Below are 15,675 nucleotides of genomic sequence, written 5' to 3' on the forward strand. Positions count from 1 at the left end.
ATAATGTTTACTAGACATGTGACCTAATTTTTCAAATCTCCATCTATTTATATGAAATATTGAAGGAGTGTGTGATAAATGAGCAAAGGATGGACGAAAAACGACATTGGTGATTTGACGGGTAAAGTAATAATTGTAACAGGAGCAAATAGTGGTTTAGGCTATGAAACGTGTTTAGCCCTTGCAGAAAAAAATGCTAGCGTAGTCCTTGCTGTACGGAACTTGAATAAAGGACTCGAGGCAATTGATAAAATAAAAGCAATTGTTCCACATGCAAACTGTCATGCAATGCAATTAGATTTAAATGATTTGGCGAGCATTCGCGAATTTGTTCATCAATTTAAAGCAAGGTATACTTCACTTTCGATTTTGATTAATAATGCGGGCATCATGGCTTCATCTTATCAGCAAACGAAAGATGGATTTGAATCGCAAGTAGGTATTAATTATCTTGGTCACTTCGCATTAACTGGGCTATTATTAGATTTATTAATCAAAACGCCTAATTCCAGAGTTGTCTCTGTAGGCTCTCTCATTGCACATAAGACAAAACCGCAGTTTCATAACTTTAAAGGTTCAAAAAGTACGAAACCTCTTAAGTATTATGGAGAAAGTAAACTAGCTTGTATGATGTTTGCAAAAGAGTTACAGTATCGTTTTCGATTAAGTAATATAAGTACGAAAAGTATTGCGAGTCATCCAGGGATCTCTCAAACGAAACTATTTGCAAGGGGTTCGCGAAAGTTATCGAAAAAACTAATGCGGGTATCGTTAAATTTTGTTGGGCAACGGGCTGAATCAGGCGCTTATCCGATTCTCTATGCAGCGACAGATCCAAGTATCCGAGGCGGGGAATATATTGGTCCAGATGGCCGAGGTGGAAGTAAAGGAGAGCCAACAGAGCTTGAAATACTAGATGAATTATATAGTGAACATGTTGCAAGTAATTTGTGGAAACTTTCTGAGACGTTAACAGGAGTTAAATATAAATTTAAGTCAAAGTAAGTTAAAATGTTATCAGTAGAAAGTGATGCTAAGTGCACAAAACATAAAGTCAAATGCACAAAACGTGATCCAAGTGCACAAAACATAAAGTCAAATGCACAAAACGTGATCCAAGTGCACAAAACATAAAGTCAAATGCACAAAACAAGTTACCAAATGCACAAAATGTCTTAGAAAGGACCTCAACTCAAAATGGAAACCGTCATAAAGAATGAGTCCATAAAATCTTTCCAATCGACCATTAGAAAAACTGAAAAAGCATTAGCACAGATGACTGAAAAGAGCGCAAATACGAATTTAATAAAGAAACGACTCAAAGCTTTTAACATTGGCCTCGCAGTATTGGAGACCCTTTGGAACGATATACCACATCATTATACCCAAGAAGAAATAGAGGAAGCTCGCAACGTTTTAGCCGGTTTATTGCCGTCAATTGAAACAATTTACAGGAAGTCAAAAGTAGGAAGTCCTCAAAAAACGCTTCTAGAAAGAAGAATAAAGGCGATGGAACTAGCTGTAGAAGAGATTGATAGACATATAAAACCATGTAAGTAGCCTGCTTAGTGAGCTACTTACATGGTTTTTATTTACGTGTATATACAATTTTCCCGGCTACAACGGTTTTCACTGCTTTCGCCTGTACCATGTCTTCAGATGATCCGTCAAATAAATCACGGTCAAAAATGGAAAAATCCGCGTCATAGCCTTTTTTAATTAACCCACGTTCATGTTCTTTGCAAATAGCTTGGGCACTACCGTACGTATACATTCGGATGGCTTCAAAGCGGGAAAGTTTTTCGGAAGGAAGATACCCTTCATGGTTATCCCCTACTTTTTTACGCTCAACTGCGGCATAAATAGATAATAAAGGATCAATTTCTTCAATTGGTGCATCGGTTCCAGCAGCACACATAAAACCACGGTCTAATAACTTTTTCCACGAATATGCATATTCGAGTCGCTCTTCCCCGAGGCGATGGATGACCCATGGAAAATCAGAAGGAACAAAGGCAGGTTGTAAGTCTAAAACTACGGGCAGTTTCGAGATGCGTTCCACCAAATTCTCATTTAACACCACACAATGGATAAGACGATCTCTTTTACCTTTTGGTGCAGGATATTTTTCAATGGCTTTAATAATTTGTTCTGCACCTGCGTCTCCTATTATGTGAACAGCAATTGCTTCATTATACTGACGCGCGAGTTTAACTAAATTCTCGATTTCTTCATCAGTATGAATTAATAATCCTTTATTGTTTGGTTGGTCGGCATATGGTTCCAATAACGCAGCAGTTGCACCACCTAAAGCCCCGTCAGTAAAAATTTTCATTGCACCTGGTTCAATAAAAGGTTCGTCAAATTCCACATTTGCTTTCATCATTTCTTCAAAAACAGCATTATGACGTAATAAATTAACACGGAAATGTTGTTTTTCCCCTATTACTCTTTTATACGCAGTTAAGGGATTTTTGAAATGCCCGAAGTAGCTCATATCCTCTGAATGTCCACCAGTTAACCCCTTTGACAACATGTCATCGATGGCGATATTAAGTTCGTCCACTAATGTTTCAATATAACTTTCCCCTTCACGAGGAATCGACTCAGTGACGAAATTTGTTGCTTGGTCATAAAGTAACCCGTTTAGTTTCCCTTGAGAATCCCGTCCAATTTCCCCGCCTTTAGGTGAGATACTATCCTCAGTAATTCCGCCATTTTTAAGCGCGGATGTGTTCCCTAACACAACATGATGGCAAATACGGGTAAGCAATATTGGCTCTTTGCGTATTTCATCAAGTTCACTGATTGTCGGAATTCTTTTGTCTGGAAAGTTATTTTCATTCCACCCTTCCCCGAATAACCATTGATCAGCTGGCGTGTTTTTTGCCGCTTCCCTTATTAACTCAAGCATTTCCTCTGCAGTTTTAGCTTGTGCTAAATTAAGGCGAACTAGTTTTTCACCTTGGAATAGGATGTGTAAATGGCTATCCACAAAGCCAGGATACATCGTGGCGCCTTGTAAATCGTGTAGTTCATCAGCTTGAGATTGTAATTCCTCAAAGTTCCCTACTGCAGTAATTTTCCCTTGTTCCACTAGTACCGCTTCTACTGTTTCATGTTCTTTTTCCATCGTGTAAATTTTTCCGCCATACCAAAGTTGTTTCATTTGAACAATCCTTTCAATCTAACGAGTAAGTAATTGATTAATGTTAGTTAGTATCTCTTTCGCTTTTCCTTCAATGACTAAATCAAAATAATTTGCATTACTAGTAATATCTTTATTAATAAATACAGTTCTTCCCTTTGTCATTGTTGGAAGTTGATTTACTGGGTACACTTCAAGACTAGTTCCAATCACAATTACTAGTTGCGCTTCCCGTATTGCATTAAGTGCTATCATCCAACTATCTTCAGGTAAACTCTCCCCAAATAATACAATATTTGGTCGTAAATTGCCTTCGCAGTGCACACATTTCTCTTTTTCGATAAATGCCTCTCTTGTTGCAGGTGCATCACAATGTGCACATCTAAATTTTTGGATAGACCCATGAAGTTCTGCTACGTTTTGATTTCCTGCTTTAGAATGGAAGCCATCAACATTTTGCGTTGTGACTGTATGCACAATGCCCCGTTTCTCCCAATCTGCTATAATATAATGCCCATCATGTGGCTCGCATGTATCTAAAGTTGTGAGTCTCATAGAATAAAATTCGTGAAACAAGTCATAATTATTTTCTAATGCGGAAACGTGCGCTACGGTATGAGGGTCTATATTTTTCCACCAACCTGAAGACGACCGAAAATCTGGAATCCCGCTTTCTGTTGACATCCCAGCTCCAGTAAGAATAACCGTGTTTTTGGAAGTTTCAAGCCAATCACGAACCGTTGTTAAATTGTTCATCCATATTTCCCCTTTCAACTACTCTTCTATAATTACATTCGATATTGAATGAAAAATTCCTATTACTTAAAAGTAGGGAAAATGGACTAAGAAAAATATGTTGTTGGCAGTTTGTATCCCAATATTTTTTGTTGCATTATTCGGAGTAGGATTTTATCAGAGGATTTATACGAAAAAATTGAAATGGAAAAATAAAAAGAATGATGGTGAAGTTGTAGCACTAAAAAGATATGGTGAATAGTCATGGGGGAAATAAAAGCGTATTAGGGATTGGTTCTCTAATACGCTATAATTCATTTTTCAGTATTTCTGCATATTCTTGTGATGTTTTAATTTGAATGGTTATTACACCTGGTAAGTAATAAGTTTTAATTATAAATGGAATGCCGGTTGTATTTTGAAATTGATAGTCTAAGCCGCCAAAGGAAACCGTTGCATCTCTCCCCTTTGGTACATAACCAATATCTCTAGAATGGCGATGTCTTTCAATCGTTTTTACGCCTAGTAAATCGACCGCATTAAACAGCGTAGAAGAAGTTTGGCAAATTCCTCCCCCAATCCCCATCACTAATTTACCCTTTATTATTTCTGGAGCCTCTTGATAGCCTGTTGTAACATCTCTTGGTCCGACAGTTGTATTAAAAGAGAAAATGTCACCACTACCAACGATCACGTTATTTATTGCGATTGCCGATAACTCAATATTTTTACTACGGCCACTGTTTGCACTATTAAAAAAAGTTGTATAGGATGCTAAGACAACTTCATTTAAGTAAGGTACATCTGACTTTTTATAATCGCTCTCCGTATAAATTAATGGTAACTCCACTTCCCCACCAGAAAAAGACAGTTCTAATATATTATTTACTAATGCCGCCTCGTCAACGGTAATAAGTGGCCTACCCATAATCACTTCTCCACTTATATCTAAACGGTCTAAAATCATAGGTTTTCTATAGCCTTTAGAAAAATCCTCAACCCAAGTTTCGATTGTTTGCTTATATGATTCAAAGCTTGTTAATAGTAGCAAATCATCTGGTACAATTTCCTTTACTATCTTATCAGAAAATGGGTCAACAATTTTTATCGCTCGATTTTCGGAGATAACATCATTAAACGGAAAAAAAGCGAACGTTTGATAAGGGATAAGCAAAACGATAGTAAATAAAAAAACAGCACATTTAGTCTTCAATACATAACCCAACCTGTCTTTTGAAATTATGTAAGTTCTTAAATGTACTGTTCCCCTTATTTTTTATTCAAATACCCCATTACGGAAAATTTCAATATTTACTTTGACATTCACTTTCATATTTGGGTACATTTGATGCCACTTTGCCTCTGTTAATCCAGAATTTCGAACACTAGCATAATAATCATCCCCAAAACCAAATATATCGGAATTTTTCTCCTGGGTATATTTAATAATTCTTGATATTTCACTTTCCATCTTGTCGCCAATAGCTTTTTCTAATTTTTTTGTTACTTCCGGTCTTCCAGTGTTTTCGTTCGAGTGTAATTCAATTAAACGACATCCAAAATCAACTGTAACGTCAAACTCCGGTGTTGAAGGGTTCGTTAAATTTATGGAACGTTTAGATTTTATGGAATCAATCGATACTTCTAATTTATCATCTTGATCCCTATCATGATTTAAAGTGTTTCCAGGTAAAGACAGTTCCACTGAACCAGCTTTAAATTTATCACGAAGCATAATTACATAGAATGCATCTTCTGAAGAGAGCTCTCCAACCATCTTAGATTTATTGAATATTGCAAGTCCATTAATTTTAATTATTTGCCCTTCCTTTTTTATTATCGGCATGGCAATGTCACGAAATGGTGAATAATTGTTCCTCACAACTTCATGTAACGTAGACGATACAGAGTGTTGTTCTTCTACGTTGTGATCAATTAAATTAAATACATGTTGCCCAATGTCCGTAATATTTTCATATTGAGCTTCAATAATTTCTTTCGTAGTTCCATCAGCTACTGCTAAATAAATACTGCTACTAATTTCAGAATTCATCATGGTTGTATGCAAAGTTTGTTCAATACTATCTTGAGCTAATTTTTTTCCAAATAATAAAACGCGGAGTTGACCAGCCATAATTTTTTTCGATGTTTGCAGGTTCACTTTTATGCTAGTTCCGTTACTAGTTTCTTCAGTATTGGATTGTGTTTCTAAACTACTTTTATCATCAGGAGATACTTGTCGAACAGTTAATGTTGTCGTTACTTTATCTTCTTCCTCAAGGTCGTATCCGAGTAAAGTTGTGATACTAATTCTTTCAAGTATTTTTTGTTCTGTACATCCTGCTACAAACAAAGTGCAAATGAGTAAAATTAATATTGGTTTAGTTTTCTTCATTTTTGCTCACCTGCGATTTTTTTATTTTTTTCTTTATAAATGCAAATAGGAATAAAATAAAAGGATAAACAAAAACAACAATAAACGCTACTTTACCAAAATAATCATTTAGCATATTAATAGTCGCTCTTTTATTTACATACAAGTTGACTACAAAAATAATTAAGACAAAAAAGAACGTAAATTTTTTCGTACTAATGAATTTCATCCGAAGTACCCCTCGGTAAGCTGACCACATATATAAACAAAGGTTTGGCAAGATGATGATCAGCCAAATACAAATTGTGATAATTTCAACTCTCTCTATAAATGGAAGACGGATAATACTAAATAAAGTTAAAGTTGCCCAAATCGTTTTGGATAATTGTTCTCCACTAAAAAAAGTAAGAGATATTAACAATATGGATAAATATAGAAATAAAGTAAACAGTAACCCAAAATGGACATAACGTTTATATTTATCCTTTTCTTTTACAAAGGGATAAATGATATTAATAATTTCAAAACCAATGATTGTAAAAGACATTGAAAGAACGCCTTTCGCAATGCCTTTCAATTCAGTATCTAATACAGGTAATAGGAAATTTAAATCTGAATAATGTAAAGGGAAAATCAGTATTGGTGGTATCCAAAGTATAAAAAAGAAACTAAAAAAACAAATACCGACGATTACTCGAAGTCCACCTGAAAATGCATATACGACTATGATTAATATCGTTATGCATAAGAAAATTGTATCTAAATATGGGAATACCCATGTATTAATTACTTCAATATAGTTTTTTAAGATAGCTAAAAATGCAGCCATGCAATAAACAATGTAAATGAAATTAAGAAAATTTCCGAAATATTTACCGAAAATATCCAAATGAATTCCGTATAGATCATTGGATTCATACATATCTAATGTTTTCATCATCACCATGACGGCAATATGAGCCAAAACAAAACTTAGAACTAATGAAATCCACGCATCTTGTTTGGCTTCAGAATAAAGAACGCGTTGAAATCCGTGAATCCCTACACCAATCTGGGATGCAGTAACTACATAAAAAAGGAGGAAAGCATTAAATTTTTGAGTGTTCCCAACATAAAGTGTATTTTTCACTTTGCCACCTTCTTTTCGCCCTGTTGAGATTCGTTACTATCTTCGTTTCGAGAATTAACCGTTTGACGTTTGATAAAAGTAATTGGTAAGCGAATAATACTATTTGGCCACTGTTTAAATCTTGGTGGATAAAATGGTGCCATATAAGGTGCGCCTAAGCTTGATAAACGCAGCAAATGAATCAACATTAAACATATTGCAATCATGATGCCATAATAACCCCAGAACCCAGCTAATAAAATAATTGGGAACCTCACAATTCGGATTACATTCCCCATCATATAGTTAGGTGTTGTAAAGGATGATAGTGCTCCAAGTGCAACGATAATAATCAAAATATTACTTGTAATCCCTGCCTGAACAGCGGCAGTCCCGATAACAATACCACCAACAATCCCGATTGTTTGTCCGACTTTTGTTGGTAACTTAGCCCCTGCTTCTCTTAATAATTCAATAATCAGTTCTAAGAGAAGAGCCTCAATGATGGGAGGAAACGGAACAATTGCTCTTGATTCGCTTAAAGGTACTAATAATGGTTGCGGAATTACTTCATAGTGATATGTGAGTGATGCTACGTATATTGGCGTTAAAAAAATCGAAGTAAAAATCGCAAAAAATCTTAATAAGCGCACAAAAGATGCAATAGGCCATCGTAAGTTTTGATCTTCTCTACTTTGGAAAAATTCAATAAATGCATAAGGGCAAAGGATTGCCATCGAACTTCCATTCACAACGATGCCAACTTTACCACTTAATAAGCCATCACAAAATCTATCAGGTCTTTCCGTTAAAAGCATTTGCGGGAAAATCGATTTCGAATTATCATCAATTAATTCAGCTAAAACGGCACTGTCCAAAATATCTTGTATATCAAGATCTGAAATTCTTTGTCTAACTGTATTGACGTACTCTTCTGTAGCAATTCCGTGAATATATAATAAGGATAAGGAGGTTTTAGTTTGTTTTCCAAGAACAAATTTCTCATTACATAAATTGGGATTAGTTATATATCGTCGGATTAAAGAAATGTTAGTCGACAAATTTTCGTTAAACCCTACTTGCGAACCAATTACTTGAGATTCGTTTTCAGGAGCCGATAATCCCCTTGATTGATAAGCAGAAATTTTTGCGACAACAACTTTCTCGTGTCCAACAATGTGTACAACTGCGGCACCTTGTAACATATCGCCAATAAATTTGTTCAGTTCATCGACAATATCCACTTCAGGTATCGTTAATTTTTGATGGATTGCCTCAGGAGTTTCTTCTACCTCTTGTAATTGAGTTAAGATAATCTCATTTAAGTTTTTATTATCAACTAAATTATCAACATAAACGACAATCATGTTGTCGGAAACAGAACGAACAATGAAATCGGATGGTGAATGAAGTTTTTCTTTTACAGTGAGCAAGAATTGATTTTTATCAGGAGATATTGGTTCTTTTTTTGGTTTTTCTTCATTCTTTTGTTGTTCTTTTTTTTCTTTATCTTCTTTCTTTTGCTTGTTATTCTTGAACATCGCAATCTCCCCATTTTTAATCTTGTTTATCTATTTTTTACAATGGAAGTAAAAACTATACGGTAAACAGTTTTCACCATAGAAAATGCGGTAAAGAAATTGCGCAATGAAGGGTAACATTTACAAAAACTGGTCGTTGGTCTAGCTCATTAAGGTCACTCCGAATAATTTCTGATGATGATTTGACGTTCATCTGGGGTATGAAGGTCACTAAGAATAGTTTCTGATGATGATTTGACGTTCATCTGGCGTATGAAGGACACTACAAATAACATGTGATTGTGATTTGACGTTCATCTGGGGTATGAAGATCACTAAGAATAATTTCTAATGGTGATTTGACGTTCATCATGCGTCTGAGAAGAAATTTGGCGGCTAATTAGATAATGAAAAAAGCCGTAAAGCCAATATTGATTGACTTTACGACTAAGTTATTGAACCTAGAGTTTGAAATTTTGCGTGGCGATGTTTAGTTCTTCTGCCATTTTTGCAAGGGTTTCTGCGGAAGCTGCAATTTCTTCCATTGAACTTGTTTGTTGTTCGGATGCGGAAGCAATTTCTTGTGTATTGCTTGAAGCTTCCAACGAAATTTCAGAAATGTGGACGATATCCTCGACCATTCTTTCTGATGCCTCTTTAATCAACTTACTTTCTGATAAAATTTCGTGCATATGAACCGAAACATTTTGAACCGCTTGCTCGATCTTTTCGAATTCATTTCCAGCTTTTTCAACCAATGTTTTTCCATCGTTTACAGCCGTATAGCCTTCATTCATTGCTGCCATGGAGGATTTAATTTCTTGTTGAATTTCTTTAATTAATTCGCTTATTTGTCCTGATGCGAGGCTCGATTGTTCTGCTAGTTTACGAACTTCATCAGCAACTACTGCAAATCCTTTTCCATATTCCCCTGCTCTTGCTGCTTCAATGGCTGCATTTAGCGCGAGTAAATTCGTTTGATCTGCAATACTCGTAATGACAGAAATAATTTCATCAATTTCAGATGATTTTTTACCTAATTCGTTAATTGTAGAAGATGCCATGCTTGTTTTCTCTTCTACCGTTTTCATTTGATTAATAGTCAGATCAATCACTGATGTCCCCGTTGTCGCTGCTTCAACGGCATTGTCCGTTAATTGATTTGTATTTTGAATGTTTTCAGAGATGTTCGTAATCCCATTTGAGATATTAGTTACAACCTCTTTTGCATCTTCTGTAAAGTTTGTTTGTGCTTCACTATTCGATGCAATGGTTTGGATGGATGCAGAGATTTGTTCAGTGGCTTGAACGGATTCTTCAGAGATAGCGGACAGCTCTTCAGAAGAAGCTTGAACAGATTCGGATGCATGTTTTATTTCTGACACAAGTTGTTTAATATTTTCAACCATAACATTAAAGTTATTTGAAAGCTGTCCAATTTCATCGTTGGATTTGACAATTAGCTTTTCGGCCGTTAAATCCCCATTTGCAATTTTTTCCATACCGTCCACTATTGTGAGCATCGGTTTTGTAATGCTTCGAACAATTACTAAGGATAAAAACGCAATGATAATCGCTGTAATGGAAATGATGATTAGTGATGTATTTTTAATTGAATTTGAGTCTGCTAATACAATCTTTTCTGGTGTATAAATACTTAAACCATAACCTACCGAACTAATTGGAGCATAAGTCAGTATAAAATCTTCCTTTTCAAATTGGAAGGAAGAGATTCCTGTTTCAATCGAACTTTTTGGAAGAATTGTTTCTAGCTCCCCTATTTCAGCTTCCTCTACTGGTAGCCCTATGATTTCTTCCATCGGTGCTTCCTGAATGATTCCTTGCTGATCTACTAAAATGAGATTAGAAGAATCCTCATTACTATCTTTCAAGTATGAATTCACTAGCACTTCAAAATTTGCAGAACCAGCTAAAATACCAATCACCTGATCGTTGTTATCTTTAATGGGTGTTGCTGCTACCACAATTCGGTTTCCTGTTGCTTTTGAAATTAATACTTCTGAATAAACCGATTGTCCATTTAAAGCATTTGGGACATAGCTTCGATCACTATAATCTGAACCGATACTATCCGGTTTTGTATGGGCAATTACTATTCCTTTAGGGTCAATCACAAACATTGTTTCAAAAACTTCAGAACGTTCCTCAAGGTGTTGCAAATAAGGAACCATTCGTTTTGGATCCAATGACTTCAAATTATCACTAGATGCAGATATTTGCATTTCTGACATTTGGGCAGTAAACCATGAATCCACTGATTGCGCCTTGCTTACTACTAAATTGTGCATAGCGGCTTGTTCTTTTTCAATGAGAATATTTGAATTGTTATGCTGAACGAAGTAAGACACAACAAGTAGCGGTAGCATGGCAATGAGTAGTAAAATAACAGTAAATTTTAAACGAATACTCGTTTTTCGTTGATGCTTTGTTTCACTCATGTTTCTATCTCCTAAATTAATATTTCTAATTGAACTCTATCTCTACTATTCAACCTTCCAGATATTATTATATAGTCATAATAATAATAATTGTTGAAAACTTTATAAAATAAATTTGGGGTTACAGAAAAATGTAATAAAGCAGAAAATTAATGCGCGGGGGGGTGATTTCTCAGCACTTTTAAGAGCGCGCTGTGACCCCCACAAAAAAAACACGACCTACGAACGTAAGCCGTGTTAAGAATGAATCACTTTATTTTTCTATAAATCTTTTGAGGATGACTTATTGTTTCATAATAATCATTAATTTTTGTATAGTTGATTGACTCTTTATTACCAAGGCAAAGGACCCCAAACATGCCCAAACTATTATAAAATAATTGATGCACGCTATTTTGTAGTTCTTTATTAAAATAAATTAATACGTTACGACAAAGTATAACGTGAAATTCATTGAATGAACTATCCGTTACAAGATTGTGTTGGGCAAATACTACATTTCTCGTTAATTCAGGATCAAATTTCACTCCAAAATCTATCACCTTATAATAATCAGAAAATGACTTTTCTCCACCGGCTTGTAAATAATTATTTGTATACTTCTTCATAGCATCTAATGGAAAAACGCCACTTTTTGCTGTTTTTAAAACGTCTGAATTAATATCCGTGGCGTAAATCTTTGTTTTATCATAAAGGCCCGCTTCATGAAGTAAAATGGCCATCGAATATACTTCTTCACCTGTTGAACAACCAGCATGCCAAATTCGAATGGATGGATAAGTTTTAAGCAATGGAATAACTTTTTCTTTAAACTCTTTAAAAAAGAGCGGATCTCTAAACATTTCGGTCACATTGATTGAAAAATCCGCTATTAACTTTTGAAAGCATGTAGCATCGTGAATGACTTTGTCTAATAAACTCGTAATCGTTGTTAGATTTTCTGCATATAATCGGTGTTTAACCCTTCTTCTAATGCTCGGATACGCATAGTTTCGATAATCGTAACCGTATTTTAAGTAAATTCCCTCTAACAACAACTGAATCTCTAATTTTTCTGTTTCATTATATTCCTCATCTATTAGATTGTCTTTGTGCATATGAAAACCCCTTTAACCTAATATAGCCATACTTTTAATAATGAAAGTAATTGGTCTGGTTCGACAGGTTTTGAAATATAATCAGATGCCCCAATTTGTAAACATTTTTCACGATCTTCTTTCATTGCTTTTGCTGTTAAGGCAATAATAGGTAATTGTTTGTTTTGTGGATTGGAGCGTATTCTTGTAATCGCCTCGTACCCATCCATTTCAGGCATCATAATATCCATAAGTACTAAATCAATGTCGGAATGTTGTTTTAAAACATTTAAACTCTCAAGGCCGTTTTCTGCAAACAAGACATCTAATCCAGCCATTTCTAAAACACTGGAAAGAGCATAAACATTTCGTACATCATCATCCACCAATAATATTTTTTTACCTACTAGATTGTGATTTGTATTCTCGAGTTTTTCAACAGGCGCAAATTTCTGTCCAGAGTCTGTATCATTCGTTAAATAAAGTTCGAGTTCTGCAAGTAGACGCTCTGGCGAATGTTCATTTTTAATAATAATCGTCTCAGCGTGTTTACTAAGCTCCATCTCTTCTCGAGTTGTTAAATCTCGCCCAGTATAAATAAATACTTTGATAGATTTATATTCTTCATGGTTTTTAATTTGCGTTAATAAATCGAAGCCGTTTGTATCAAGTAACCCTAAATCTAAAATAATACAATCAAAAGTATTGGATTTTAATATTTCTTTTGCTTCTTCACCTGATGAAACAGAATTGATTACGAAATTCAAGTTACCAATTAGTTCCATTAAGCTATTTCGTTGATTCAGATCATCATCAATAATTAACAATCGTTTAATATGGCTATTTTCTTTTGTTTGTTCTGTAAGTTGAATAGGAGTAGTTATTACTTCAATTTTTGGTTTTTCCACAGTTGCAGCTACTTCATCTAAATGGGATGGATTTTCAGTAGTTTGCTCGTAACTGCCAACATAAAACGTAAATGTACTTCCCTTGCCTTCCTGACTTTCAACTTGAATTTCTCCACCTAAAAGCGATGCAATTTCTTTACTAATAGATAAGCCAAGTCCTGTACCGCCAAATTTGCGACTAGTAGTTCCGTCTGCTTGTTGGAATGCTTCAAAAATTAAGTCGAGTTTTTCATTTGGAATTCCTATACCTGTATCTTTTACTGAAAATGCAAACATTGGTTTAGTACGAGTCGTATCATGTGCAATACGTAAAACCACTTGACCAGAACTTGTAAACTTAAAGGCGTTGGATAATAAATTTACTAGTACTTGTTGAATTCGAACCTCGTCACTATAAAATGTTGGTGGAGTTCCGTCTTCAACTTGGATTTGGAATTCTAAATTTTTATTGTCAGCAACAGCTTTAAAGTTGTTTTCTACATATTCTACTAAGTTGTTTAAACTCACTTCTCCTGGTATGATTTCCGTTTTTCCAGATTCAATTTTTGCTAAATCTAAAATACTATTGATTAATATTAATAAATCATTTCCACTTGCATAGATGGTCCTTGCATATTCCACTTGTTTTGCAGTTAAGTTATGCGTTGGATTATCTGCTAACAGTTTGGATAGAATAATTAAACTATTTAATGGCGTTCTTAATTCATGGGACATATTGGCAAGGAATTCTGATTTATATTTTGAACTTAATGCCAGTTCCTCGGCTTTTTGTTCTAGTTCTAATCTTGCTTTTTCAACAATGCGGTTTGCTTCTTCGTATTTAATATTTTGCTCTTCTAAAATTTTCGCTTTTACTTCAAGTTCCGCATTTGTTTGGGCCAATTCCTCTTGTTGCATTTGAAGTTTTTGCTCCGATTGTCGAAGGGCTTGCGTTTGTTCCTCTAGTTCTTCATTCGTCGCTCGTAATTCTTCTTGTTGATTTTGTAATTCTTCCGATTGAGCTTGAATTTCTTCCATGAGTGTTTGGGATTCTTCTAAAAGTTTGGCTAACTGTATTCGACCAATGACACTTTCTAAGACAATGCCCAGATTACTACCCAGTTCATCTAAAAATTGGTGATTTTTTACATCACATTTATTAAATGAAGCAAATTCTAAAACTGCATTTACTTCCCCTTCAAATAAAATTGGAAAAATATAAACATTTGATGGTGTTGCTTCTCCAATAGCTGAGGAAATTCGTACATAGTTAGTAGGAACTTCTCTTAATTCAATTGGTCTTTTTTCGATGATTGCTTGACCAATTAACCCTTCCCCAGGCTCAATGATTTTTTTAATTTGGCAATTTTCATCTGCTGCATAGCTAGCAAGATATTTGAATCTTGAACTATCAAAATCCTTAACATAGAAAACGGCATAGCTAGAGTTAATTAATGGCACAAGCTTGGACAACAATGTTTTTCCTAATGTTTCTAAATCTCTAGTTCCCGTTAAACTTGTTGTAATATCTGTTATATTTGTTTGCTTCCATGTGGTTTCTTTGTCTTTTGTTATTTGAACTTCTAATGTGTCTGTCATACGATTGAAGGATGCTGCCATTTCATCTAATTCATCATTTGCAATAATATCAATTTTTGTAGTAAGTTTTTCACGTTTATTTGCAATGTTACTCATCAATGTTGCCATAGATGCAACACGTCTTGTTAGAGAGAAGATGGTTTTTAGTGAAATAAAGAAAAGGATCATTAAACCAGCAGCCAAAATACTACAAAAAGTGATGATTTCCGTCTGTAAACTGTTTAATACTTGTATCAACGTATTTTTTAAGTCGTTATCAAATGTATTCGTCAATTTTCGGATGGTAACGGTCAACTCTTCGTGAAGAGTTTCCGAATTCTCGTTCAGTAGGCTTTTTGCAACATCATTTTTTCCACTTTCGTAGTAAACGACAACTTGATTGGCAAAGTGAACAAAATTCGTATTAATCTCTTTCAGGTGATTCATTATTTCCTGCTGTTCTTCGGTTTTTACATAGCTTTCAAGAATAGGGATATTTCGTGCTACATTATCCTTTTCTAGTTGCAATTCAGCTAATTCATTATTAATTGCATCTTCATCTTCAAAAATCATTAAATTTCTTAAAATAATTTCTTGATCCTTTACATCAGCACGGATTTGACCAGCTAGTACGGAAGCATCGAAATTATCCTTTATGTTGGCGCTTGCCCCGTTCAAATCCGCTATTTGTCTAACACTCATAATAATAATTATTATTAAAAGAAGTGGTAGTGTAAGTAAGGATAAAAGCATCTTTGTGCGAACTTTCATTGAAACACTCTCCGTTCAA

The 15,675-nt window shown here is 34.8% G+C and carries 11 protein-coding genes; 2 read left to right on the plus strand and 9 right to left on the minus strand.

Annotated elements, in window-relative coordinates; translation table 11 throughout:
• The first annotated feature begins 78 nt into the window (after positions 1-78).
• The gene (locus CRO00_RS16605; protein WP_097074794.1) at positions 79-1,005 is read left to right on the plus strand and encodes an oxidoreductase; all 927 of its coding nucleotides are present in this window, start codon (positions 79-81) and stop codon (positions 1,003-1,005) included.
• A 192-nt stretch (positions 1,006-1,197) separates the two neighbouring features.
• Positions 1,198-1,560, plus strand: a complete 363-nt coding sequence (locus tag CRO00_RS16610) for a hypothetical protein (protein ID WP_097074795.1) — start codon at positions 1,198-1,200, stop codon at positions 1,558-1,560.
• A 28-nt stretch (positions 1,561-1,588) separates the two neighbouring features.
• Here CRO00_RS16610 and CRO00_RS16615 read toward each other — a convergent pair whose 3' ends face one another.
• The 9 genes from CRO00_RS16615 to CRO00_RS16655 form a co-directional block, all read right to left on the minus strand.
• Complete coding sequence (locus CRO00_RS16615; protein WP_097074796.1) at positions 1,589-3,169, minus strand: amidohydrolase; 1,581 nt, start codon at positions 3,167-3,169, stop codon at positions 1,589-1,591.
• A gap of 18 nt (positions 3,170-3,187) precedes the next feature.
• A complete protein-coding gene (locus CRO00_RS16620; protein WP_097074797.1) occupies positions 3,188-3,904 on the minus strand; it encodes an SIR2 family NAD-dependent protein deacylase in 717 nt (238 codons plus the stop codon).
• A gap of 286 nt (positions 3,905-4,190) precedes the next feature.
• Complete coding sequence (locus CRO00_RS16625; RefSeq protein ID WP_237658457.1) at positions 4,191-5,096, minus strand: VanW family protein; 906 nt, start codon at positions 5,094-5,096, stop codon at positions 4,191-4,193.
• Between the two features lie 63 nt (positions 5,097-5,159).
• Positions 5,160-6,278: a Ger(x)C family spore germination protein gene (locus CRO00_RS16630; RefSeq protein ID WP_097074799.1), complete on the minus strand. Its 1,119-nt coding sequence runs from the start codon at positions 6,276-6,278 to the stop codon at positions 5,160-5,162.
• Complete coding sequence (locus tag CRO00_RS16635; RefSeq protein ID WP_097074800.1) at positions 6,265-7,386, minus strand: GerAB/ArcD/ProY family transporter; 1,122 nt, start codon at positions 7,384-7,386, stop codon at positions 6,265-6,267. Before CRO00_RS16635 ends, CRO00_RS16630 begins: the two co-directional genes overlap by 14 nt.
• Complete coding sequence (locus tag CRO00_RS16640; protein WP_097074801.1) at positions 7,383-8,906, minus strand: spore germination protein; 1,524 nt, start codon at positions 8,904-8,906, stop codon at positions 7,383-7,385. The genes CRO00_RS16635 and CRO00_RS16640 overlap by 4 nt, the downstream gene beginning before the upstream one ends.
• Before the next feature lie 440 nt (positions 8,907-9,346).
• Entirely contained in the window at positions 9,347-11,344 is a 1,998-nt protein-coding gene (locus tag CRO00_RS16645; RefSeq protein WP_097074802.1) for a methyl-accepting chemotaxis protein, read from the minus strand.
• A 248-nt stretch (positions 11,345-11,592) separates the two neighbouring features.
• Entirely contained in the window at positions 11,593-12,441 is an 849-nt protein-coding gene (locus CRO00_RS16650; protein ID WP_097074803.1) for a CheR family methyltransferase, read from the minus strand.
• A gap of 17 nt (positions 12,442-12,458) precedes the next feature.
• A complete protein-coding gene (locus tag CRO00_RS16655; protein WP_097074804.1) occupies positions 12,459-15,656 on the minus strand; it encodes a response regulator in 3,198 nt (1,065 codons plus the stop codon).
• Positions 15,657-15,675 lie beyond the last annotated feature (19 nt).

Source organism: Ureibacillus xyleni (assembly GCF_900217795.1).
GTDB lineage: Bacteria > Bacillota > Bacilli > Bacillales_A > Planococcaceae > Ureibacillus > Ureibacillus xyleni.

Coding starts and splice junctions, on each gene's coding strand:
- CRO00_RS16605 (WP_097074794.1), top strand. CDS start 79: ATGAGCAAAGGATGGACGAAAAACGACATTGGTGATTTGACGGGTAAA.
- CRO00_RS16610 (WP_097074795.1), top strand. CDS start 1,198: ATGGAAACCGTCATAAAGAATGAGTCCATAAAATCTTTCCAATCGACC.
- CRO00_RS16615 (WP_097074796.1), bottom strand. CDS start 3,169: ATGAAACAACTTTGGTATGGCGGAAAAATTTACACGATGGAAAAAGAA.
- CRO00_RS16620 (WP_097074797.1), bottom strand. CDS start 3,904: ATGAACAATTTAACAACGGTTCGTGATTGGCTTGAAACTTCCAAAAAC.
- CRO00_RS16630 (WP_097074799.1), bottom strand. CDS start 6,278: ATGAAGAAAACTAAACCAATATTAATTTTACTCATTTGCACTTTGTTT.
- CRO00_RS16640 (WP_097074801.1), bottom strand. CDS start 8,906: ATGTTCAAGAATAACAAGCAAAAGAAAGAAGATAAAGAAAAAAAAGAA.
- CRO00_RS16645 (WP_097074802.1), bottom strand. CDS start 11,344: ATGAGTGAAACAAAGCATCAACGAAAAACGAGTATTCGTTTAAAATTT.
- CRO00_RS16650 (WP_097074803.1), bottom strand. CDS start 12,441: ATGCACAAAGACAATCTAATAGATGAGGAATATAATGAAACAGAAAAA.
- CRO00_RS16655 (WP_097074804.1), bottom strand. CDS start 15,656: ATGAAAGTTCGCACAAAGATGCTTTTATCCTTACTTACACTACCACTT.